Raw genomic sequence first — 19,645 nt, forward strand, 5'->3', positions numbered from 1 at the left:
GATTACCAGGCGGCAGCGGGCAGAGGGAGAGAGCGGGATCCCTTGGCCCGGAGAGGGATTTGTCCCCAGCGATCCCGTCGGATCCCCATCACCAAGCCGTGCCAGAGGGGGCTGGGATCCAATGCCGGCAACTTAACCCAGTGGTAGCGCAACACCCCTCGCCGTGGGTTCACCTCCAGCTCAAACACCCGCAGAGCCGAAACCGGCCCCACCAGAGGAGGTGCTGTCAGGTAGGGGATCCCATCGCGGACATACACCTTCGGCACATGCAGGTGGCCACTCAGCACCGCCACCACCCGTCCGTGACGGGCCAAGAGAGCGTGTAGCGCCGAGGCTGGTTCGCTGAGGAGCCGGTACTTGCGAAACAAAACCGCGTCCATTTGAGTGGGAGCAATGAAGGGCGGCTGATGGATCAGCAGGATCAGCCATTCTTCCGGCACCGTTTGCAGATGTTCGCCCAGCCAGTGCAGTTGGGAGGGGCGGAGCACGCCCTGAGGCAAAGGGAAGCGTCCTAAGCTGGCGTCGAGGGCAATCAAGCGGATCCCGGGCAGAGGGGAAAGGCTGTAATCGACGTAACCAGTGGGAGCCAGGGACAGGGGAAATTGGCTTTGGCACCAACGGATAAACTGATCTCGGTTAAAGCGTCCCTTTCTCCTCAGGGTGTCGATATCGTGGTTGCCCAGGCTGAGGTAATAGGGCACCCGCAGTTGGGCAACAATCTCCTGGAAAGATTGAAAGCTCTCCGGATCCGCTTGATCCACCAAATCCCCGGTAAACACCACGAAGTGCAGATCGGGCACCTGGTTGAGATGGGCAACGGCGGCTTCCAACTGGCGGCGGGGGGAATCGGACATCCACCAACAGCGGCACCCCGTCTCGGGCATCAGGTGGACATCTGAGACTTGAGCAAAGCAAATGCGTTGGGTTGCCATTGTTTAGGTACTTATTCACACCTCACGCCCGCATCATAGTCAATGATGGGCTGGGGGGCTATGGGATTCTCTTAACCTCAGCCGGATCTGGCGAGCACCTATTGGGAACTGAGGACAGGTAGGGCTATGAAAGGGGCGCGCAGACTGGTCAAATTGGTCTGAGAGGGTTTCCCAGGCTGTCACCCCCAACTTCTCTCCCAGCAGGAGAGATTGAATGGATTGATGAGTAGTAAAGCGGTCTGTATCCTTTGCTCCATCCCATACTTCCCGGCTCTGGAAAACTGACGGATACAGTGCTTCAACACCGACCACATCCCCTCAATCCGATTCAACTCTGGTGTATACACAGGCAAGGGAGATTGGGTCGCCAAAATCCGGTTTACCCCCTTGCCCATCAAGCCGTGGGATCCAACCGCATCAACACCTGCCCAAACTCCACCGATTGCCCATTGCTCACCAAAATCTCGGTCACCACGCCTGCCGCTTCGGCCTCGATCTCGTTCATCAGCTTCATGGCCTCGATGATGCACAGGGTTTGGCCCTTGTTCACCCGTTGGCCAACCCGCACAAAGTCAGGTTCACCTGGAGCTGGGGCGCTGTAGAAAGTGCCCACCATTGGTGACGTCACGTCTATCCAATGGCTGGGGGTGGATTTGGGAGCAGTGGGAGGAGGGGGCGCTTCTGCAGGAGCAGGAGGAGGCGCAGAGGAGACAATAACCGGACTGGCGGGGGTGGAGGAGAGCTCAGTCGGGATCCCTTTGCGCAAGGTGAGGCGAAAATCTTTGAACTCCAGAGTTAGCTCGGTAACATCGCTCTCTTGCAGAGCGGCCAGGAGAAGACGAATTTCCTGCCAATTGACAACATCCAAGGGAAGGTTCACTCCTGATGCATCACCTGTCCACAACAGAAATCCATAACCGAAAAGGAGAGGGAGAACTCACTCCCGGCCCAGATAGGTGTCGGTGCGGGTATCGACCCGAATCCGTTCTCCAACCTTGATGAACAAAGGCACCTGGATCTCAGCACCGGTCTCCAGCTTGGCCGGCTTGGTTCCCCCAGTGGCGGTATCTCCTTTCACCCCTGGATCTGTTTCCACCACTTCCAGAACAACGGTGTTGGGCAGCTCCACATCGATCACCTGCCCATTCCAGCGCAAGATTGACACTTGCATGTTTTCTTTCAGATATTTCACGGCGGAGCCAATTTGGGCGGCGGTAATTGGAGCCTGCTCATAGGTCTCCATGTCCATAAACACCAAGTTGTTCCCTTCCGCGTAGAGATACTGCATCTCGACTTTTTCGATGGTGGCTGCGGGCAGGGTTTCACCGGCGCGGAAGGTTTTCTCCACAACGTTGCCAGTCTGCATGTTTTTGAGCTTAGTGCGCACAAAGGCTGCCCCCTTGCCGGGTTTCACATGCAGGAACTCGATCACCTTGTAGGGAGCTCCGTCAATTTCTACAGAGACGCCAGGGCGCAAATCGTTGCTTGAGATCATGTCAGCAGAGGGATCCGTTGCTTAGACTTCCCAATATTACCGTGACGATGGGGCACTCCGTTCGCGCTGGGGAGGCGGAGTCCGATTCAGCCCTCTGAGATCAATCGGGGGCTGGCGACCGTAGAGGGGCAACACCTCCTGCCACTGAGGGCGCAATCCGGCCCGAAAATCGGCGCGGGCCAATTCTGCCAACGCCACCACAGGTGCAGAATCCACAAAATCGGCGGCATTCACGGATAGAGCTTGCGGCCACTGTCGGAGAGTTGCCTGCCAAGCCTCTTCCTCCCAGAGCCGATCGGCCACTTCTGCAGCGACACCCTCTTCTGTCACCCGATACACGCCGCCATACCGCTCTCCTCGTTTGGCGTCCATCTGCACCGCCACCGTCAAGGGCTGGGGCGGGGATCCCTGCTCCTGCCACACCTGGCGGGCGAGGACGGCCAAAGCCGAGTAGCCAAACACGGGAATGCCCAGTTGCTGGCCCAGCAGACGGGCCACGCTCACCCCCAAACGGCTGCCCGTAAAGCTGCCCGGCCCCAAAGCTACAGCGATCCCAGCTATCTGCGACCAAGCTTGACCGGCCAAGAAGACTTTCAAGCAGGGGTGCAACTGCGCTGCCATCTCCCGATCCAGCCACCAGCTCTGACTGCGGGTTTCTCCCAACCCTGGCTCCAACGGCAGCAGGGCCAGGCCCAAAACGGGCGTGGTGGTGTGGATCCCTAAAATCCAGCGGACAAGCGACATGGCCTCTCTCAGGATCAAAAAAGGTGGTTGACGAAACTTAACGGATGTTTTAAGTTTAGGTTGTCAATCTTCGCACTTCCTTAGGGAAGTTTGTCCTCATGACTACTGTTATCCAACGTCGCTCAACCAGCAACGTGTGGGAGCAGTTCTGCGAGTGGGTCACCTCCACCGATAACCGCCTTTACATTGGCTGGTTTGGGGTGCTGATGATTCCCACCCTCCTGACTGCCACCACCTGCTTTATCATCGCCTTCATTGGGGCTCCGCCGGTGGACATTGACGGCATCCGCGAGCCCGTTTCTGGTTCCTTGCTGTACGGGAACAACATCATTTCTGGGGCTGTAGTGCCCTCTTCGGCAGCCATTGGCCTGCACTTTTACCCGATTTGGGAAGCCGCCTCACTGGACGAGTGGCTGTACAACGGCGGTCCGTACCAGCTGATTGTGCTGCACTTTTTGATTGGGGTGTTCTGCTACATGGGACGCGAATGGGAGCTGAGCTACCGTTTGGGGATGCGGCCCTGGATTGCGGTGGCTTACTCGGCGCCCGTGGCAGCGGCCACAGCAGTGTTTTTGATTTACCCGATTGGGCAGGGGTCGTTCTCGGATGGGATGCCCCTGGGGATTTCGGGGACCTTCAACTTCATGCTGGTGTTCCAGGCAGAGCACAACATCCTGATGCACCCGTTCCACCAGCTGGGCGTGGCTGGCGTGTTTGGGGGTGCGCTGTTTAGTGCCATGCACGGGTCGTTGGTGACCTCGAGCCTGATTCGGGAGACCTCGGAAGAGGAGTCTCAGAACCTGGGGTACAAGTTTGGGCAAGAGGAAGAGACCTACAACATTGTGGCGGCGCACGGGTATTTTGGCCGGTTGATTTTCCAGTATGCGTCGTTCAACAACAGCCGGAGCCTGCACTTTTTCCTGGCGGCTTGGCCGGTGATTGGGATTTGGTTTACGGCGCTGGGGATCAGCATCATGGCGTTCAACCTGAACGGGTTCAACTTCAACCAGTCGATTGTGGACAGCAACGGTCGAGTGGTTGGGACGTGGGCTGATGTGTTGAACCGTGCCAACCTGGGGATGGAAGTGATGCACGAGCGGAATGCGCACAACTTCCCGCTGGATTTGGCGGCGGTGGAGGTAGCGCCTGCGGTGCGTGGCTGATGGCCTGACCTGACGCTTCAACAGCATTGGTGGATCCCCCGGCTTGGTCTGGGGGATTTTTTTGTTCTCTTTGCTGGGGTGATCTTTCCCAGAGCTTTTCTAGAGTTAAATTGGGGCCATTGCCTCTGTGACTTAGGGATATGGCAATCATTTCTTCTCGGGATACAGGCCAGAACGCTGAGGGCCCCAAGCGGCGGCAGCAAAAGTCTTCAGCCTGGAGAAAAGAAGGCAGAGAGTTGAGCTTTGCTGGGGAAAGGGGAGCGGATCCCTCTGCCCTGTTGCAGCCGCAAGCCCACCCTGGCGAAGCCCAGGAAGAATCCCTGCGCCCGCGCACCCTAGCGGAATATATTGGCCAGACGGAACTTAAAGAAGTGCTCTCCATTGCCATTGCAGCGGCCCGCGCTCGCCAAGAGCCCTTGGATCACCTGCTGTTCTACGGCCCGCCTGGTCTAGGCAAAACCACGGTGGCAGCAGTGCTGGCGGCAGAAATGGGATCCCAGTTCTACATGACCACCGCGCCGGCTTTGGAGAGCCCCCGCGACATTGCCGGGTATTTGGTGCGCTTGAAGCGGGGGGATGTGTTGTTTATTGACGAGATCCACCGCCTGCCCAAGGTTACAGAAGAATTGCTCTATCCGGCGATGGAGGATTTTCGTCTTGATATCACCATTGGCAAAGGTCGCTCTGCTCGCATCACCTCTCTGCCCTTGGAACGCTTTACCCTCATCGGGGCCACAACCCGCATTGGCGCCCTCACTTCTCCGCTGCGGGATCGCTTTGGCCACGTGCAACGGCTGCGCTTTTACGAGCCTCACGAGCTGGTGCAGATCGTGCTGCGCACGGCTCGCCTCTTAAATGTCTCCACCGATCCAGAAGGGGCTGCAGAGATCGCCCGCCGTTCTCGGGGCACGCCCCGCATTGCCAACCGCCTGTTCAAGCGGGTGCGAGATTACGCCCAGGTGCGAGGGGATGGCCACATTAGCCAAGAAGTGGCAGCAGCCGCTCTGGAGCTGTTCCAGGTGGATCCCATGGGTTTGGATTGGATCGATCGCAAGCTGCTGACGGTGCTGGTGGAGCAGTTCGGTGGAGGGCCAGTGGGCTTGGAGACGATGGCCGCGGTGACGGGTGAGGATCCCCAAACCATTGAAGAAGTGTATGAGCCTTATCTGCTGCAGATCGGCTACCTGCAGCGCACGCCCCGGGGTCGAGTGGTTACCCCTGCTGCGCTACGGCATCTGGGCTATGAAGCCCAGTCTCCTCTGCCTTTGTGGAGCTAATTCGTCTTTCCCTTCTCCCACAAAAGGAGAGAAGGGGTTGAGAGCTCCATATCTAGCTGCGGTCATTGCCCACAGGGCTGAAGCTGGGCACCACCAGCTCGCGGTTTTGCTTGGTAAGGCGACCGTACAGCTCCTGCGTGTTGGGGAAGTTGGCCGCCGGCAAGGTGGGGAAGCGGCGATAGGGCACCGTGTCCTCGCCGAAGAGATCCCGATACTCCTGGGTGTTCAGCAAAGCGCGCACAAAGGCTTTCACCCCCTGGGTGGCCAAGATCTGGTTGTACTTGCGGATCTCCTGCTGGTTGAGAGGAGCACGGCCCAGGAAGTGCTTGGTGCCCAGCTCGATCACCTTGGTGTTGGGATAGGGGGCATAGAACTCGGAGCGGTACAGCTCGGAACACCCCAGGGCCTCGATGAACTCCTTGACGGTGATCTCGCCGTTGCGCAGCTTGGACTCGGCGGAGCTGAGCTCGGCACTGATGTTGTAGATGTCCATATCCCGCTCGAAGACCTGCCGGTAGGCGGCGCGGATGAGGTTGTTGACTTCCGCTTTGTTGGCCAGGCTGGTGAGCTTGAAGACAGGGATCTCTTGGCGTACCTTGGGCACCCCCTGCTGGGCCCGCCGCTGGATTTCCAGCTCGCCGGAAGGCATATCCCGAGGCTGACCCAACTTGACAAAGAGAGGGATGTCGTCGTCGGTGCGAATGGGCTTGGTCACTGCCATGTCGGTGGAGCCGGGGCGCATCCGCCGCAGCGCCAGGCCGCCGGGGGTGAGGTAGCGCTCGTAGGGCACGATATCTTCCCCGAAGACCTGCTGGTACTCCTCGCCGTCCAAGATGGCATCCACCACCGCGTAGAACCCCTGCTTGGAGGCAATGTCAAACAGGCGGTTCATCTCTTGCCGTCCGTAGGTGGGTCGGCCCAGTAGCTTGCGGTGGATGAACTCGATGGCTTTGCAGACATACAAGCTGGACCAGTACTTGTTGCGGAAGAGATCCGACTTGGCCAGTTGGCGAATAAACTCTTTGACGGGAATTTCCCCCGACTCCAGCTTGATCTCCCAACGGGTTAGCCGTTGGCCTTCGTAGGGCATGTAACCGTACACCTGCTGGTAGCAGGCGCGGATCACCGCTTGCGTCGAGACTTCGCTGCCAACAATCCCCGCCCGCACCCCTAGCCGCCGGCTGCGATCGCCGGGAGTTTGGGTGAGCTTGAAGACTTTGGGGCCAAGGCTGCCGGGATCCCCTGCTGCTCTGGGATTGGTGCGCTCGTTGGTCAGGGCAAAGCCGCGCCGGATGAGGATGCGCTTGACATCTTTGTTGAAGGGAGCAGGGCGGGCGCTGAGGGAACGGGTTTCCTTGGGGAAGATGGCCCCAAATTGGATCTCCAGCGGGTCATTGCCGGAGCCATAGGCATGCTGATCCGGCAGGGGCCGGTTGTAGCGGGCAAAGAGGGTAATGAACTGGGGCACCTTGCGGCGGGGGGCAGCGTAGTTGTAGAGGTCGAATTTGGCCCCCCAGTTGGCGCTGGTTTGCGCTTCTACCCCCAGCTTGCGCAGGTAGGGTACCGTCTCTTCGCCGAAGTAGTCTCCGTACTCGCGGCTATCCACCAGCGCGTCCACCAGGCCAGCCAGACCCTTGCTGGAGATGATGGAGAAGTAGGTCTGCACTTCCTCGCGGGTTTCGGGAGCCCGCCCCAGGAAGTGGCGGAAGGCCAGCTCCACGACGCGGCTGTTGATGTAAGGCTCGTAGAACTGCTTGCGATACAGCTCCGATTTGCCCAGGCGGCGAATGAACTCCTTCATGGAGATCTCGCCGTTTTTCACCTTCGACTCCAGGTCGGAAAGCTTGAGGCCGTAGGCGCGGCGGATATCCCGCTCAAACACCTGCCGGTAGGCGGCCTTGATGACTTCTTCTTTCTCGGCGTTGGACAGCCCCGGCTTCATGGCAAAAACGGGAACTTTTTCGGCAGCCAAGTTGTAGATCTGGGGTAGCTGCAGCCCTTGCAGAGGGATCCCGTCGGCGGTGCTGGCATTGCGCTGCCGCAGCTTGTCGGAAGGGGCGGGAGCGATGAACTCGCTCAGCAAAACATCGAAGTATTGGTTGATGATGGCAACTGCTTCGGCATCTTTGCGGAAGTAGCCAGCCGCTGCCCGCTTCATCTCTTGAATGGCGACAATGGTGGCCTCGGCGGAGCAGGCATTTTCGATGATCTCCCGCAGGCCGCGCGTGTTGACGGCGATGATACTGGGATCCCCGGCCACCAGGGCGTAGGTAACGTAGCGCAAAAACCAGCTCAGATCCCGTAGCGATTTGCGCATGTTGGCAGCTCCGTAGCGGGAGATGTTGATGGGGCGGAAATTGGGGGGAATCTCCACACCGCTGGCGCTAAAGATGTTGCGGATGGCCTCAATGAATCCGCCGGTGGATTCCACGTAGAAGGCAGTACCCAGCTTGAAGGCTTCTTTCTCGTCTTGGGTCGCTTCTGGCCGCTCCAGATAGGCCATGGGCGAGCCCCCTGTGAAGATGCGGTTGGCTGCCCGGCTGACGATGATTTCCGAATTGGCCGCAATGACCTCGGCAATCTCTAGCCGTTTCAGGCCGCTGGAGAAAAAGTCCTCGAGGCGATCCAGCTCGGTGCGTCCCAGATAGCGATCCTGCTGTTCCGCCTGGGAGATGGTCGATACAGGCACGGTTTGGTAGAGACGGGGGTTGGAAACGACTGCGCCAGCGGATACGTTGATACCCATCGATCTTTTAAACTCCGTTTTGATCGAAAAAACTGCCGACAAAGGCCGAGGACAGTGCCATCGAAGGGGGTGAAGAGGCTGACCCACGACTGGAGGAGCATCCCTCTCTAAGCTGAGAAGGATCGATGCCCGATCCCTGAGGGGGAAGCCAAGCCTAGAATACTAGGGGCACGGGCCCAGAGTGGGGAGGTTGTTGCAGTTTGTAACACTGTTTCTCATCCACAAAGACATGGCTCTCAACCCAGCTCTACCCTCCCATCTGTTGTCTTCCGCTTTTCTCCTTGAGGATTGGGAGCAGGGACATTACGAACGCGTTACCCAGGTTTTACAGCAACAGCTCGAGCAGGGATCCCCCTCTCCAGAGCTGTATTGGGAGCTGGGAGCCGCCTATCTCCTGCTGGGTCGGGAACTGGAGGCGCAGCTGGTGTGGCAAGAGGGCTTGGCAATGCTGCAAGCGGGGGGGGTGGCCGAATCCGAGGCCGTCTACCACCTGCTGAGGAGCTTGCAGGCTTTGGCGGAAAGCCTGTGGGAGAAGGGCCATTGGCCGCAGGCAGCAGCTCTGTATCGGCAGCTTCTGGAGTTGGGGGATGGACAGCTGGAGCTGTCTTCTGGCCAGGCTTTGGCTGCTCACCGCATTGGCCTGACCCAAGAGCGGAGCCGGCTGTGGGCTGCGGCAGCGGAGTGGTTTGAGCGGGCTTGCCAGCAGGATCCGACGGCGGCAGAGAGTTTTTGGCGCTGGGGCTTGGCCCTGATGAAGCTGGGCCGTTTGCGAGAGGCGATTTCCCCTCTGCAGGAGGCTGCGCGGCTGCGCCCTGAGTGGGGGGATCCCTGGGTACAGATGGGCCTGGCGTGGCTGGATCTGCAGGATCCAGTTCAGGCTGTGGGGTGTTTCCAGGCGGCTGAGGCGCGGGGCACCGGGACAGCGCAGCTCTACAGCTACTGGGCGGAAGCGGAAGTGCGGTTGGCTCACCCTGAGGCGGCTTGGGAGAAGGTTTGCCGAGCGGTGGCAGCGGAACGGAATTGGGTGCAGGCGTGGTGCGAGGGCAGCGGCGGAGAAAGCCCTCTGCGGTCTGGACTGGAGCAGGCATGCAGAGGGGAGGGCCCCGATTGCCTGCTGTACTCGGCTTGGCGGCAGCGTTGGGCTCCAGAAGGCGTTGCCCCTCCAGCAGACTCCTTTTCCCAGAGCACTCCCCCTACAACTGACTTCTGGCCAGTGCCAACCCAAGGCTACCTCACCACCCGACAGTGGCATCAGGCCACGGGCGAAGGGGACTACCAACTGCTGGATCCAGGGGGGGTTCTCTGTCTAAAAGCGCCCCCTGCGGCTGATCCCGCCATTTTGCAAAAGCTGCGCCCGCAGCGCATCCCCTTGGCAGAGACCTTTGTCGCCCAGATCCCCCGAGGATCCGTCCACGTGGGCCACTATCCCCGCCACCTCTACGCCAGCTTTGCCAGCGGGGTGCTCACCCGCCGGGGAGAATTGCTCGCCGATCTATCCCTGAGCTTGCCGCCGCCGGAGTTCCTCGACTGGGACTACAGGCCAGATCACCTGCGACACCACCCCCTGCTGGGCTTGCCCCATCTCCCCCCACCGATCCCACTGGATGGCCCCGTTGCCCTTTTGCCCTTGGGGGCAGTTAATTACTTTCACTGGATGGTGGATATTCTGCCGGCCCTCGATATCCTGCAGCGGTCGGGCGCCCTGGAAAAGGACATCCCCATCTTGATCCACGGGTATCAAAGAAAGCCCTTTCAGGTGCAGAGCTTGGCTGCTTTGGGGATCCCAGCCGAGCGCATCCTCAGCTTTGAGCAGTTGGGGGGATCCCATCTGCAAGCCCAGAACCTGATCGTGCCCTCAGCAGGCGCTCCGGTGGGGTGTTTGACGCCTAGGGGATTGGAGGTGCTGCGGCAACTGGCCCAGCCGAGTTTATCCATTGACCCCTTACAACCGCGGCGGATTTACATCAGCCGTCGCTCTGCCCGCTGGCGGCGGGTGATCAACGAAGCGGAGGTGCTGGCCTGCTTGCGCCCCTGGGGATTTGTACCGGTGCAGATGGAAACCCTCTCTCTTCCCGAGCAAATAGCCCTAATGCAAGGGGCAGAGGCAGTGATCGGGATCCACGGGGCGGGCCTGACCAACCTCGCCTTTTGTCCACCCGGCACCACCGTCATCGAGATCTTGCCCAGCAATGCAGTGCTTCCCTATTTTTGGAGTATTGCTCAGGTGGCAGGGTTAAGGTATTTCCCCTTGGTGGCGCCTGTTTGCGATCCGGCTTTGGTGGCTCTTCTTTCCAGCCCCGATTTGGATCGAGAAGATGCCTGGGTTCGGATCCCGGACTTGCTGAATGTGCTGGAACAGACAGGGATCAGGGGATAATGGGATCGGAGGGACTCGAACCCTCACGTTCTTGAGGAACAACGGATTTTAAGTCCGTAGCGTCTACCATTCCGCCACGATCCCAATCTGTCGGCAATAGCCGTACTACTCTACCAAACTGCTCGCCGTGGGGGGGCAAGTCTTTAAGTTGGTTCACTCAGCCTTGCAGTGGGGAGTATGAAATCGCCGCTCGCGCTAGCAGTGCCTAGCGCCAGATTGCTGCCTCTACTTATGGGATCCCTGCCGCGTTAACTTCCGCTTCTCCTTCAAAAAAGCGTTGGCCACCCAGATCCCCACCACCGCCAAGGCGGCCATCCCATAAAAGGTATAGCTATAGCTGCCCAGCCTATCGCGAATTTGCCCCGCGATCATCGTTCCCACCAAGGCCCCAACTCCATAGGCGGTAAACACAATGCCGTAGTTCTGGGCGTAGCGTTCGGGATCAAACAAGCGCAGGGTCAGGGCGGGAGCCATGGCCAGCCACCCCCCCAGGCAAAACCAAAGCAAGGAAAAAGTTACCCAGTAGGCCAGAAGGGATCCCTGAGGAGGCAGGAGCATTAGCCCACAGGCCAGCAGGATCAGCCCATAGGAGCCCGTAGTGACCTGATGGGGATGTAATCGATCGGCCAACCAGCCAAACAGAGGACGGCTGAGCCCGTTGAAAATGGCGAAGAGAGCCACGCTGTTGGCAGCCGCAGGGGGATCCAGGCCGATCAGCTCTTCCCCCACAGGACCAGAAATCCCAATGGCGCTTAAACCGATCAGAGTGCCGATGGCGTAGCAGATCCACAGGCCATAGAAGGAGGGGTTTCTCAGCAGAGGGAGAGAGCGCCGAGAAGTCAACGGAGAGCGATCTGGGCCATTCGTGGATTTTCTTGGAAAAGGTGAGGAAGGGATCCAATCGGGGGGAGGAAATCTCAGTTGGGTTGCGATCCCCAAGATCACCGCTGCAAAGAGGATCCCCAAAATCAGCAGCGTAGGCCGAGCCCCCAGTGCCTCGATCAAGCAGTTGGCCAGGGGAGCAGTGAGCAGGGGGGATAGGCCAAAGCCGACAATGGTGGATCCCACGGCCAATCCCTTGCAATCGGGAAACCAACGGGCTGCCACGGCCATCGGCACCCCATAGGCAACCCCTACTCCGCTACCGGCAATCACCCCATAGCAGAGGGTGATCCACCCAATAGAAGGGGCAAAGCTAGCCAGCCCATAGCCCAAACCCACCAAGCTGCCCCCCAGAGCCAGTACTCGGCGGGATCCCCAGCGGGGGATGACAAACCCTGTGATGGGCATGAGGGTAGCGTAGAACACGAGGGCAACCGTGTAGGGCAGCAGGCTCTCACTGGCCCCAATCCCCAGCTCTGTTTCCAGGGGCTTGCGGAAAATGCTCCAGGAATAGACGGTTCCCAAGCAAAGAAGAACCAGGAGCCCCTGGAGGATGAAAAGCCATCTCCCCATATGGGCCGGTTGTCCATACAAAGTAACGGGGAATCCAACCCTTTTCATGGGTATCTAGAGCTTGTTGGAGCTGAGTTCAACCCATTCTCTCAGCCCTTTCGGGGATGAGCCGATAGGAATAGAATTGCTTGAATTGTTCAGCCAACCGTTGGCTAGAGGCGTTTGGCCTCTACCGTCTTGGGCAGAGACAAAGGCTCCGGCAGCTCCGGGATGGACAATTCCCAACCGTTGCTCAAGGTGAAAATGGTTTCCCCGGCCTCTGAACGGGTGGCCACAACCGATTCTTCCAGATCTTTTTTGGGAACGTAGACCATCAAATGCCCGTAGGCACTTTCGTGCAGGATGACTTTCATAGCCCTTTCTCCACAAGTTCCAGCTCTTGGGCACGGCACCCCACCACCAAGCCTTTGGCCAAGCAGTGGACGGCATAGACGTAAAACCGTTGTAGAAAGGTGCCAATGGAAATCACGTAACCTTCGTCGCCCGGAACGGCCAAGATTTTCCCCACCGGCTGGCCGAAGAAGGTGCCATCGTTGCGGATGACCTTACGGATGCGGACTTTGTCGCCCAGCTCAAATTGGGGAGGGCGATCCAGCTCCAGTTCGTCGCTCATGGGGTACCTCCTGTGATTTCTGCCAGCACCTGACAAAGCTCTTGGCGGGTTAGGCTGCGGCCTACTTGGCGCGCCCGTCGAGACACGGCTGCCAAAATGGCCTGAGATTTGGAAGTTTCCTTTCCGGACAAGCGGTTAGACAACATCGGGATGGCTCTCCTCTGGGATGGGTTCTGGAGTGTGTTGCGCCCATTGCGTCAGCGTTGCGCGGCAATAACGGGCCAGTTCCGCCGGTGGGATCGGATGCTTGCAGTGGGTGACGTGCTGCCGCACCTGTTCCAGGAGCTTTTCCAGTTGGCCAGGTGGGATCTGCTCGACAGGGATCCCCTGTTCCTTGAGGATCTGGAGCAGCAAATGCCGGCCGGAGTGTTTGCCCAACACCAGCCGCCGCTGGCTGCCTACCGCCTCTGGTGGGAAAGGCTCATAGGTCTGGGGATCCCGTAGCACCCCTGCAGCGTGAATGCCCGACTCGTGGGCAAAGGCGTTGTCGCCAACGATGGCCTTCCAGGGGGGGAGGGGAGCACCGCTGGCCCGTGCCACCTGTTGAGACAGCTCCCGCAAACGGCGGGTATCCACCCCAACATCGATCCCCAAGGTGCAGCGCAAAGCCATCACCACCTCTTCCAAGGGGGCATTGCCGGCCCGTTCCCCCAAGCCGTTGACGGTGGTGTTCACCGACTGAGCGCCGGCGCGGATCCCGGCTAAGGCATTGGCAGTGGCCATGCCCAGGTCGTCGTGGGTATGCATCTCCACAGGGATATCGATGGCCCGCACCAGACGGCGAATCTGCTTGTAGGTGCTAAAGGGATCCAAAACGCCTACTGTATCGCAGTAGCGGAAGCGCCGACAGCCCCAGCTTTGGGCCATTTGGGCCAACTCGATCACCTGCTCCAGGGGGGTGCGGCTGGCATCTTCTGCCCCCACCGAGACCCACAGCCCTTGCTCCAAGGCCATCTCCACGCATTGGCGCAACTGTCGCAGCAGCCGAGGGCGATCCCCTTGGAACTTGGCAGCGATTTGCCGATCCGAGACCGGCACGGAGATGTGGATCCGCTTGAGGCCGCAACGAATAGAGGCGAGGATATCGCTGGGCACAGCCCGGTTCCACCCCAGCAGGTGGGCCCGCAGCCCCAGGCTGAGCATGGCGCGAATGGCTTCCGTTTCCACGGCGCCCATGGCCGGGATCCCCACCTCGATCTCGGGCACGCCAATGGCATCCAAGAGGGCAGCAATGGAGATTTTCTCGGGGATTTGGAAGGCTACCCCTGCCGCTTGCTCCCCATCGCGTAGGGTGGTGTCGTTGATGGTGATAGAGGAATTCATGGGATCCATCCTCCAAGACCTACGGCCCGCCTAGGCAATCGGTAACCGTCGATGGTGCTCCGCACCGCTAGCGGGACCCCGGTTGCGTCAGGGCAATCATGTCCAGGGTAGAAAGCTCAACCAAGTTGCCGCAGAATTCATCAGATTCCTGTAAGGCTTGGCTGTTCCTCTTAGCGGGGTGGAGTCTTTGGAGCAGGGGATCCTTGACAAAGTCCGACAAAGTCCGGCCTTTGGGATCCCGCTGCTCTGGCCATCAACGAATTAAGTCGAAGGAGATGTCGGTTTTGCCGGGGATGATGCTGCGCCGATCTGCCTCATCCAGAAGGGTGTTGACCAGCCAGTTAAGGAGGTTGAGCGCCCCCACATAGCCATAGGTGGGATAGCGATGCAGATGGTGGCGGTCGAAGATGGGGTAGCCGATGCGCACCAAAGGTGTGCCCGTATCCCGCCACAGGTATTTGCCGTAGGAATTGCCGATCAGCAGATCCACCGGCTCGGTGAACATCAGAGAGCGCAGATGCCAGAGATCCTTGCCCCCCCAGACGGTTGCCCCCTGCCCATAGGGACTGGAGGCCAGCAGTGCCCGCGCCTCGGCTTCGAACTCCTCGTTGCTGTTGGTCACCACCACATGGATCGGCTCCGCTCCCAGCTCCAGCAACAGGCTGAGCAAGCCCATCACCAGATCCGGATCCCCATACAGGGCTACCCGCTTGCCGTGGATCCACGCTTGGGAGTCCGTGAAAGCATCCACCGCCCGGCCCCGCTCGATCTCCAGCTCGGGGGGAATGGGCTTGCCGGTTAGCTGAGATAGCTGCATCAAAAACTCATCCGTGCCCCGAATACCCACTGGCCGCGCCGTCAGGGTGGGCCGACCCGAGGCCTCTGCTAGAAACTCCAGGGTCTTGGGCGTGGTGTAGCGCTGGAAGGAAAAAGTGGCCTCGGCGTTCAAGCATTGGGCGGCCACCTCCAGAGGGGTTCCGCCGGGATACATGTGGAAAGTGCCGTCGTTGGGCGAATCCAAATAGTCGGAGTTGTCCGCCAGCAGGGTCAGCGGGATCCCGAATAAGCCGAAGATGCGCTTGATCTCCCGCAAGTTGCCCACGTAGGTATCGAAGCCAGGGATGACGTTGATGTGGCCATTGCTGCCTGTGCGGCCCACCGGCTCGGTGAGGGTGCTGAGAATGCTCTTGAGCATGTTGTCATAGCCGGTGATGTGGGATCCCACAAAGCTTGGCGTGTGGGCATAGGGCACCGGGAAGTCGCGGGAAATCACTCCCTCATTTCTGGCCGTGGTGATGAAGGCCCCCAGGTCATCCCCGATCACCTCCGCCATGCAGGTGGTGCACACGGCGATCATCTTGGGCTTGTAGAGGGCGTAGGCATTTTCCAGTCCCTCGATTAGGTTTTTGAGGCCGCCAAACACCGCCGCATCTTCCGTCATCGAGGTGGAGACCGCCGAAAAGGGCTCCTTAAAGTGGCGGGTGAGATGGGTGCGAAAATAGGCCACGCACCCCTGGGATCCATGGACAAAGGGCAGAGTTCCCTCAAAGCCGACAGCGGCGAAGATGGCCCCTAAGGGCTGGCAAGCCTTGGCAGGGTTTATCGTCAAAGCTTCCCGCTGAAAGTTTTTCTCCCGGTATTCCCAAGATTTTGTCCATTCGGCCACCCGGGCCACTTCTTCCGGGGAAGGGAGATCTTCAAAGGTTTGCTTGCACTGCAGAAGCGCCTGATACTCCGGATCTTGAAACAGGCGGGCATGATCTTTGATGTCTTGGATATCTTGCGGCATGGTCGGTCTCCTAATGAGGGGCAGGGGAAGGAAGGGCCGTTGGCGTCTGGGATCCCGGCTGCAAGCTAAGACTTCCAGGGGGCTTTGACCAGATCCCAGGTGGGGCTATTCAAAGCCAAATCCATATCGCGAGCGAACACGGCAAAGCCGTCGTAGCCGTGGTAGGGGCCGGAGTAGTCCCAAGAGTGCATCTGGCGGAAGGGCAAAGCCATCTTTTGAAAGACGTACTTCTCCTTGATGCCGGAGGCGATGAGATCTGGCTTCAACCTCTTGGCAAATTCTTCAAACTCGTAGCCGGACACGTCATCGTAGATGAGGGTGCCGTCGTCGATGTACTGGGTGGTGCGCTTGTAGTCGTCGCCGTGGCCGAATTCGTAGCCGGTGGCAATCACCTCCATGCCCAGCTCCCGGAAGGCCGGAATGACGTGGCGGGGCCGCAGTCCGCCCACCATCAGCATCACCCGCTTGCCCTCCAGGCGGGGACGGTACTTGGCAATGATGGCCTCGCTCTGGGGCTTGTACTTGGCGATCACCTGCTCTGCCTTGGCCTGGATGGTCTCGTCAAACCGCTGGGCGATGGCCCGCAGGGATTTGGCAATTTGGGTGGGGCCAAAGAAGTTGAACTCCAGCCAGGGGATCCCGTAGGCTTCCTCCATGTGGCGGCAGATGTAGTTCGTGGAGCGGTAGCAGTGGATGAGATTCAGCTTCACCCGAGGGGCAAGCAGCATCTCGTTCCAGGTGCCATCGCCGGAAAACTGGGTCACTACCCGCAGGCCCATCTCCTCCAGCAAAATCCGGGAAGACCAGGCGTCGCCGCCGATGTTGTAGTCCCCAATCAGGGCCACATCATAAGGGCCGGGCTCAAAATTGAGGGATCCCTCCTTGGCTTTCTTGTCGGCAATGGGCAGAACCCAGTCCCGCACTGTATCGTTAGCAATGTGGTGGCCCAGGGACTGGGAAACCCCCCGAAAGCCTTCGCAGCGCACCGGTACCACCGGCTTGCCAATTTCTTTGGAAACTCTCTTGGCCACTGCCTCGATGTCATCCCCGATCAAGCCGACGGGGCATTCGGACTGGATGGTAATGCCTTTGGCCAAGGGGAAGAGTTCGCTGGCTTCCACCAAGAGTTTGGCCAGTTTTTTGTCCCCCCCGAACACCACATCTCGCTCCTGAAAATCGGAGGTGAACTGCATGGTAACGAAGGTATCTACCCCGGTTGTGCCGACGTAGTAATTGCGCCTTCCCGACCAGGAGTAGTAGCCGCAGCCCACGGGGCCATGGCTGAGGTGGATCATGTCTTTGACCGGCCCCCACACCACTCCTTTGGAACCGGCGTAAGCACAGCCGCGGGTGGTCATGACGCCGGGGATGGATTTAATGTTAGATTTTACTCCGCAATCTGCTTTGCCCTCGTCATAGACGTTGAGGTGCTTAGCTCTCTTTTTCTGAGCTTTTTCGGGGTAGGTTTCCAGAACCTCCGTTACGATTTTCCGGGTTTCCTCTTTGAGGGTACTTTTCAGAGTAGTCATGAGAACCTCAGCTATTGGGTGTCATGGATAAAAGCCACAGTGCGAGGGGGGGCTGAGGGAGGAAACCAGCTACCCCCAGCCCGTCTTTTCGGGGATCAGACAGGGGCCAACTCTTTTTCGGTTTTGCCGATGAGGTGGGCGATTTTCTGGTCGTCGTCCAAAACGCCGAACTCTATCAACAACTGCTCCAGCTCATCCATAGAGATGGGGGTGGGGATCCTCAGATCCGTGTTGTTGATGATCTTTTTGGCCAAGGCCCGATACTCGTCAGCTTGGTTGCAGTCGGGGGAGTACTCGATCACCGTCATGCGGCGCAATTCTGCGTGCTGAACCACATTGTCGCGGGGGATGAAATGCAGCATTTTGGTGTTGAGCTTTTCGGCCAGAGCTTCGATCAGCTCGATCTCGCGATCCACCTTGCGGCTGTTGCAGATCAGGCCACCCAAACGCACGCCGCCGGAGTAGGCGTATTTCAGCACGCCGCGGGCGATGTTGTTGGCCGCATACATGGCCATCATTTCGCCGGAGCAAACAATGTAGATCTCTTGGGCCTTGCCCTCCCGAATGGGCATGGCAAAACCGCCGCAGACCACGTCCCCCAGCACGTCGTAGCAGACAAAGTCCAGATCCTCGTAGGCACCGTTTTCTTCCAAGAAATTGATGGCGGTGATGATGCCTCGTCCGGCACAGCCAACACCAGGCTCGGGGCCACCGGATTCCACGCAGCGCACCCCTCGGTAGCCGGTGAGCACCACTTCTTCCAGCTCCACGTCTTCTACGGATCCCCGCTCAGCCGCCAGGTGAAGGACGGTGGTCTGGGCTTTGCAGTGCAACATGAGGCGGGTGGAATCGGCCTTTGGGTCGCAGCCGACGATCATGATCCGCTGCCCCAATTCGGCCATACCGGCAACGGTATTCTGACAGGTGGTGGATTTGCCGATACCGCCTTTGCCGTAGAATGCAATTTGTCTCATGGTTCAGGTCTCCTAATTAAGACTCAAGGGTTAGAAATCTCTTGCAAACGGGTGCAACTGGTCGTTTCAGCGGGACGGAGTCCTGACTCGAAAGGGTTTCAGCTCAGGGGAAAGCAGCCTCGAACCCTTGCAGGATCCGGAAGTCAACCGGTCGAGCGGTGGAGCCCTCCCGGAGCGAAGCAGGGGATGTGAAAAGCGATGGCAAGCAGGAGTGGGGCAGTTCATAGGGCTCTCAGGCTTATCGAGAATGGGGAACTAGAGGGCATGCACGGTTAAGGTGGGCCACACCTGTTCTTGCAGGCGGGTTTCGATGAGCAACCGCAGGGTGTTTTGCTGGCTGGGGCAGGTGGTGCAGGATCCCTTGAGGCGCACCCACACCTGATCCCCTTCCAGGTCGTAAAGCTCCACATCGCCGCCATCGGCCAACAGCAGCGGGCGAACTTCCTCCTCCAGGACGGCCTGAATGCGGGCGATCTTTTGCAAGGTGGTGAGGGGAGGGGGTGTCGCTGTTGCCGAGACAGGAGGGGGAGCAGCAGGAGAGGGCTCTGTCTGGTTTTGGGAGTTCCCTTTTGAATTTCTTGAATCTTCTGAAGGGATCGTGTCGGTCTCGGCCAGAACGGCGGCAATCAGGTCTTCAATCTGGGCCAGGCAGGAACCACAGCCACCACCCGCTTTGCTGTAGGCTGTTACTTCCTCAGCGGAGGTGAGGTGGTTTTCCCGGATCAAGCGGCGGATCTTTTGCTCGCTGACGCCAAAGCAGGAGCAGACCAAAGCGCTGTCATCATCCGTGTGGTCAGGCAGAGGAAGGCCGCGATAGCTGTAGATGGCTGCCTCCAGAGCCTCTTGCCCCATCACCGAGCAGTGCATCTTGGCGGGGGGCAAGCCGCCCAGGTAATCGGCGATTTGGCGGTTGTCGATCTGCAGGGCTTCATCCAGGGTGAGGCCGGTGATTAGCTCCGTCAGGGCCGAGGAAGAGGCAATGGCGCTGGTGCAGCCGAAGGTTTGGAAGCTGGCAGCTAAAATCCGCTCGCTAGCCTCGTCCACCTTTAAGTAGAGCCGCAGGGCATCGCCGCAGGTGATGCTGCCCACTTCTCCCACCACCACCCGAACACCAGGCTCGGAGCTGGGATCCATCGCCCCTTGGTTTTTGGGGTGGTAGAAGAGTTCCAAAACTTTTTCGCTGTAGTCCCACATGGCTGGATCCTGAGTTGAGGATGCTAACGGTCGA

At 59.2% G+C, this 19,645-nt stretch carries 17 protein-coding genes and 1 tRNA gene; 3 read left to right on the forward strand and 15 right to left on the reverse strand.

Annotated elements, in window-relative coordinates:
- Nucleotides 1-2 precede the first annotated feature (2 nt).
- The 4 genes from ACVWZJ_RS04510 to tsaB all read right to left on the reverse strand — a co-directional run bounded on the left by ACVWZJ_RS04510 (nt 3) and on the right by tsaB (nt 3,171).
- Nucleotides 3-932 (reverse strand): metallophosphoesterase family protein, encoded by a 930-nt coding sequence (locus tag ACVWZJ_RS04510; protein WP_011432093.1) that lies wholly within the window; start codon nt 930-932, stop codon nt 3-5.
- Between the two features lie 394 nt (nt 933-1,326).
- Entirely contained in the window at nt 1,327-1,800 is a 474-nt protein-coding gene (gene accB / locus ACVWZJ_RS04515) for an acetyl-CoA carboxylase biotin carboxyl carrier protein (protein ID WP_011432092.1), read from the reverse strand.
- 69 nt (nt 1,801-1,869) lie between these two features.
- Nucleotides 1,870-2,427 carry an elongation factor P gene (efp, locus tag ACVWZJ_RS04520; RefSeq protein ID WP_011432091.1) on the reverse strand — a complete coding sequence of 186 codons (558 nt, stop codon included), beginning with the start codon at nt 2,425-2,427 and terminating at the stop codon, nt 1,870-1,872.
- Nucleotides 2,428-2,463: 36 nt separating this feature from the next.
- The gene (gene tsaB / locus ACVWZJ_RS04525) at nt 2,464-3,171 is read right to left on the reverse strand and encodes a tRNA (adenosine(37)-N6)-threonylcarbamoyltransferase complex dimerization subunit type 1 TsaB (RefSeq protein ID WP_011432090.1); all 708 of its coding nucleotides are present in this window, start codon (nt 3,169-3,171) and stop codon (nt 2,464-2,466) included.
- A 98-nt stretch (nt 3,172-3,269) separates the two neighbouring features.
- On the opposite strand from tsaB, the gene psbA reads away from it, so the two are divergent.
- Nucleotides 3,270-4,334 carry a photosystem II q(b) protein gene (gene psbA / locus ACVWZJ_RS04530; RefSeq protein ID WP_011432036.1) on the forward strand — a complete coding sequence of 355 codons (1,065 nt, stop codon included), beginning with the start codon at nt 3,270-3,272 and terminating at the stop codon, nt 4,332-4,334.
- Nucleotides 4,335-4,474: 140 nt separating this feature from the next.
- The gene (gene ruvB / locus ACVWZJ_RS04535; RefSeq protein WP_011430641.1) at nt 4,475-5,611 is read left to right on the forward strand and encodes a Holliday junction branch migration DNA helicase RuvB; all 1,137 of its coding nucleotides are present in this window, start codon (nt 4,475-4,477) and stop codon (nt 5,609-5,611) included.
- 52 nt (nt 5,612-5,663) lie between these two features.
- Here ruvB and ACVWZJ_RS04540 read toward each other — a convergent pair whose 3' ends face one another.
- Nucleotides 5,664-8,357 (reverse strand): phycobilisome rod-core linker polypeptide, encoded by a 2,694-nt coding sequence (locus ACVWZJ_RS04540; protein ID WP_011432088.1) that lies wholly within the window; start codon nt 8,355-8,357, stop codon nt 5,664-5,666.
- A gap of 193 nt (nt 8,358-8,550) precedes the next feature.
- On the opposite strand from ACVWZJ_RS04540, the gene ACVWZJ_RS04545 reads away from it, so the two are divergent.
- A complete protein-coding gene (locus tag ACVWZJ_RS04545; protein ID WP_457394897.1) occupies nt 8,551-10,734 on the forward strand; it encodes a glycosyltransferase 61 family protein in 2,184 nt (727 codons plus the stop codon).
- On the opposite strand, the gene ACVWZJ_RS04550 is transcribed toward ACVWZJ_RS04545, so the two are convergent.
- From ACVWZJ_RS04550 to nifU, 10 genes are all read right to left on the reverse strand, one after another.
- Nucleotides 10,735-10,818 (reverse strand) — tRNA-Leu (locus tag ACVWZJ_RS04550).
- A gap of 141 nt (nt 10,819-10,959) precedes the next feature.
- Nucleotides 10,960-12,189 carry an L-lactate MFS transporter gene (locus ACVWZJ_RS04555; protein ID WP_011432086.1) on the reverse strand — a complete coding sequence of 410 codons (1,230 nt, stop codon included), beginning with the start codon at nt 12,187-12,189 and terminating at the stop codon, nt 10,960-10,962.
- Nucleotides 12,190-12,341: 152 nt separating this feature from the next.
- Nucleotides 12,342-12,542, reverse strand: a complete 201-nt coding sequence (gene nifT, locus ACVWZJ_RS04560; protein WP_011430645.1) for a putative nitrogen fixation protein NifT — start codon at nt 12,540-12,542, stop codon at nt 12,342-12,344.
- Nucleotides 12,539-12,802, reverse strand: a complete 264-nt coding sequence (locus ACVWZJ_RS04565) for a nitrogen fixation protein NifZ (RefSeq protein ID WP_011430646.1) — start codon at nt 12,800-12,802, stop codon at nt 12,539-12,541. The genes nifT and ACVWZJ_RS04565 overlap by 4 nt, the downstream gene beginning before the upstream one ends.
- Nucleotides 12,799-12,948 (reverse strand): hypothetical protein, encoded by a 150-nt coding sequence (locus ACVWZJ_RS04570; protein WP_011432085.1) that lies wholly within the window; start codon nt 12,946-12,948, stop codon nt 12,799-12,801. The genes ACVWZJ_RS04565 and ACVWZJ_RS04570 overlap by 4 nt, the downstream gene beginning before the upstream one ends.
- Entirely contained in the window at nt 12,938-14,125 is a 1,188-nt protein-coding gene (nifV, locus tag ACVWZJ_RS04575; RefSeq protein WP_011432084.1) for a homocitrate synthase, read from the reverse strand. Before nifV ends, ACVWZJ_RS04570 begins: the two co-directional genes overlap by 11 nt.
- A 253-nt stretch (nt 14,126-14,378) precedes the next feature.
- Nucleotides 14,379-15,914, reverse strand: coding sequence for a nitrogenase molybdenum-iron protein subunit beta (nifK, locus tag ACVWZJ_RS04580; RefSeq protein ID WP_457394901.1), 1,536 nt, complete (start codon nt 15,912-15,914; stop codon nt 14,379-14,381).
- Between the two features lie 65 nt (nt 15,915-15,979).
- A complete protein-coding gene (nifD, locus tag ACVWZJ_RS04585) occupies nt 15,980-17,443 on the reverse strand; it encodes a nitrogenase molybdenum-iron protein alpha chain (protein ID WP_457394904.1) in 1,464 nt (487 codons plus the stop codon).
- Between the two features lie 95 nt (nt 17,444-17,538).
- Complete coding sequence (gene nifH, locus ACVWZJ_RS04590; RefSeq protein ID WP_011430651.1) at nt 17,539-18,417, reverse strand: nitrogenase iron protein; 879 nt, start codon at nt 18,415-18,417, stop codon at nt 17,539-17,541.
- 255 nt (nt 18,418-18,672) lie between these two features.
- Nucleotides 18,673-19,611 (reverse strand): Fe-S cluster assembly protein NifU, encoded by a 939-nt coding sequence (nifU, locus tag ACVWZJ_RS04595; protein ID WP_457394907.1) that lies wholly within the window; start codon nt 19,609-19,611, stop codon nt 18,673-18,675.
- Nucleotides 19,612-19,645: the final 34 nt, after the last annotated feature.

This window comes from Thermostichus sp. OS-CIW-29, from assembly GCF_054058195.1.

Coding starts and splice junctions, on each gene's coding strand:
- nifK (WP_457394901.1), bottom strand. CDS start 15,914: ATGCCGCAAGATATCCAAGACATCAAAGATCATGCCCGCCTGTTTCAA.
- tsaB (WP_011432090.1), bottom strand. CDS start 3,171: ATGTCGCTTGTCCGCTGGATTTTAGGGATCCACACCACCACGCCCGTT.
- psbA (WP_011432036.1), top strand. CDS start 3,270: ATGACTACTGTTATCCAACGTCGCTCAACCAGCAACGTGTGGGAGCAG.
- ACVWZJ_RS04565 (WP_011430646.1), bottom strand. CDS start 12,802: ATGAGCGACGAACTGGAGCTGGATCGCCCTCCCCAATTTGAGCTGGGC.
- nifV (WP_011432084.1), bottom strand. CDS start 14,125: ATGAATTCCTCTATCACCATCAACGACACCACCCTACGCGATGGGGAG.
- nifT (WP_011430645.1), bottom strand. CDS start 12,542: ATGAAAGTCATCCTGCACGAAAGTGCCTACGGGCATTTGATGGTCTAC.
- ACVWZJ_RS04510 (WP_011432093.1), bottom strand. CDS start 932: ATGGCAACCCAACGCATTTGCTTTGCTCAAGTCTCAGATGTCCACCTG.
- ACVWZJ_RS04555 (WP_011432086.1), bottom strand. CDS start 12,189: ATGGGGAGATGGCTTTTCATCCTCCAGGGGCTCCTGGTTCTTCTTTGC.
- nifH (WP_011430651.1), bottom strand. CDS start 18,417: ATGAGACAAATTGCATTCTACGGCAAAGGCGGTATCGGCAAATCCACC.
- efp (WP_011432091.1), bottom strand. CDS start 2,427: ATGATCTCAAGCAACGATTTGCGCCCTGGCGTCTCTGTAGAAATTGAC.
- ACVWZJ_RS04570 (WP_011432085.1), bottom strand. CDS start 12,948: ATGTTGTCTAACCGCTTGTCCGGAAAGGAAACTTCCAAATCTCAGGCC.
- ACVWZJ_RS04540 (WP_011432088.1), bottom strand. CDS start 8,357: ATGGGTATCAACGTATCCGCTGGCGCAGTCGTTTCCAACCCCCGTCTC.
- ruvB (WP_011430641.1), top strand. CDS start 4,475: ATGGCAATCATTTCTTCTCGGGATACAGGCCAGAACGCTGAGGGCCCC.
- nifU (WP_457394907.1), bottom strand. CDS start 19,611: ATGTGGGACTACAGCGAAAAAGTTTTGGAACTCTTCTACCACCCCAAA.
- nifD (WP_457394904.1), bottom strand. CDS start 17,443: ATGACTACTCTGAAAAGTACCCTCAAAGAGGAAACCCGGAAAATCGTA.